The following is a 2,416-nucleotide window of genomic DNA, read 5'->3' on the forward strand; positions in this document are numbered from 1 at the left end:
CTACAGAAGGCCACTCGCATCAATGGGCGTCGTGTGTACGACGCGACCACGATTAAGCGAATCGATGTGCTGCGGTTTGCGCAGGAAGCAGGCTTTACGTTGGACGAAATCAAAGTGCTGTTCCATGGCTTCGATGCACGCACGCCGCTGAGCGCACGTTGGCAGAAGCTCGCCCGAAAAAAAATTGATGAACTCGATGCCCTCTCTAGAAAAGTCGAGCGCATGAAGGCGGCGCTTGAACTCGGATTGACGTGCGGATGTTTTCGGATCGAGGACTGCACCTTGTCTCATGCAGACGCACTCAATCCGAAGGCCGCGCTCGGCAAGGGCGGTTGCTCATGCTGATCGCCAAGACCTTCCTGCTGTTCGTGCTGACTGCGATCGCAGAAATCGTCGGCTGTTATCTGCCGTATCTATGGCTTAAGAAAGGCGGTTCGCCTTGGCTGCTGGTGCCCGCTGGTTTGAGCTTAGCGTTTTTCGCTTGGCTTCTATCTCTTCATCCCGCCGCAGCGGGTCGCGTCTATGCAGCTTATGGTGGGGTCTACATCGCTGTTGCGCTGCTGTGGCTGTGGAAAGTGGATGGTGTGCGCCTCACATCTTGGGATATCGGTGGCGCCGCCGTTGCGCTTCTTGGCATGGGAATTATCGTTTTTGGCGGCTGGCGCGCCTGACGAGTACCGACTGACCGGGCAATCCGTAATCCTATTCGTCTCGCATGCGAGCGAATGAGGCGCAGCGGCGAGGATGTGGGCTTTCTAGCACCCGTGCGTTGCGGTTCGTACGCGGCGATAACGGCCCCAAAGCCATTCAGGTACCACGTAGAGCAGGAAACTGCCCAACGCCAATCCTGCAGCGATGAAGCGCCAGCCATGCGGCCCGAGCGACAGCACCTGTAGACCGTGAAGGAGACTGACGACCGCCATGAGCAAAAAGAATGGCCCTGTGAAGTAGCAGTGTATCCGCCCACAGCCACGCGCGTTCACGAGACAGGCCGCCCCCATCACACTCAGCGATAGCGTCCAACCAATCGTCATGACCCATCCGCTGCCGGTGTAGCCCGTCAGGAAGATCATCGCTACGGGCAGCGCCCAGAGTAGTAGCATTGTTTTGGAGTTCCTGACCAAGTCAGGTGGCGCACAAGACTCCGGCATCAGTCACATCCTCTCACTCCGCGGCATGCGTCAATTCCAGGCTCACGCCGCGCAACAGGACAACTGCTTCACGTTTTTGGTGAAGGTCTGGGCGCAGAGCTTCAGGCCTTCCACCATCGTGAGATAGGGGAAGAGCTGGCTGCCTAGGTCCGCCACAGTCATATTGTGATGAATGGCCAGCGTTGCCGCCTGAATCAGCTCACCGGCTTCGCCCGCGACCGCTTGCACACCCAACAACCTGCCGGTCGCGGCCTCGACGACTATCTTGATGAAGCCGCGCGTATCGAAGTTGACGAGCGCGCGCGGCACGTTGTCGAGCGTGAGCAGACGGCTGTCGGTCTCGATACCTTTGAGATGCGCTTCGGCTGCCGACAGGCCCACGGTTGCAATCTGCGGATCCGTGAATATCACCGCCGGCATGCTGCGCAGATCGAGCGTCGCTTCAGCGCCGGTCATGTTCTGGGCAGCCCGCGAACCGGCAGCGGCGGCCACGTAAACGAATTGCGGCTGATCGGTGCAGTCGCCCGCTGCATATATATGAGGCACGCTGGTCTGCAGGTGCTCGTTGACCGCGATCCCGCCACCCTTGCCCGTTCTCACACCGATGCCATCGAGGTTCAGTGCTTCGATGTTGGGCGTGCGGCCGGTGGCGATCAGCAGCGCATCACCTCGCAGTGTTCCCGCGGAAGTATCGAGGACGAACTCGTTGTTCTCACACGCGACGGCGTGCGTCTGAGTCTGGCGCAAGACCTGAATGCCCTCATCCGCGAACACCTGCCCCAAGGCGTCGCCAATAGCGGGATCCTCGCGAGAGAGCAGCGTGCTGCGGGCGATGATGGTCACCTGACTGCCGAGTCGCGAGTACGCCTGGGCCAGTTCCACGGCGACGACCGAGGAACCGATCACCAGCAGGCGCGGCGGGATCGTCTCACTCACGAGTGCCTCGGTCGATGTCCAGTAGGGCGTTCCCGTCAATCCGGGAATCGGTGGAATGGCCGGGCGCGCACCGGTCGCAATCAAGGCGCGATCAAAGGCAACTGTCTGCACCCCACCATCCGCGGGCACGACACTTAGCGTGTTGCTTTTCGTGAAGCTTGCTTCGCCGCGCAGCAGAGCGATGTTGGGATTGCTCTCGATAATGGCTTCGTACTTCGCAGCACGCAGCTCCTCAACACGAGCTTGCTGCTGCGTCAGCAGGAGCTTGCGGTCGATCTGCGGCACACTGGCGCTGATCCCTGCATCAAAGGGACTCGCCTTGCGTGCAT

General features: G+C 60.2%; 3 protein-coding genes. 2 read left to right on the forward strand and 1 reads right to left on the reverse strand.

Annotation, left to right across the window (positions count from 1 at the left end):
- Window positions 1-345 (forward strand): MerR family DNA-binding protein (locus tag JNL55_RS32315; protein ID WP_293864420.1); only part of this gene is annotated, 345 nt, incomplete at its 5' end.
- Window positions 339-671, forward strand: coding sequence for a YnfA family protein (locus tag JNL55_RS32320; RefSeq protein WP_293864422.1), 333 nt, complete (start codon window positions 339-341; stop codon window positions 669-671). The genes JNL55_RS32315 and JNL55_RS32320, both read left to right, overlap by 7 nt.
- 522 nt (window positions 672-1,193) lie before the next feature.
- Here the strand turns inward: JNL55_RS32320 and merA are convergent.
- A partial coding sequence (merA, locus tag JNL55_RS32325; RefSeq protein WP_293864424.1) for a mercury(II) reductase occupies window positions 1,194-2,416 on the reverse strand: 1,223 nt, incomplete at its 5' end.

The organism is Steroidobacter sp., from assembly GCF_016790065.1.
Taxonomy (GTDB): domain Bacteria; phylum Pseudomonadota; class Gammaproteobacteria; order Steroidobacterales; family Steroidobacteraceae; genus Steroidobacter.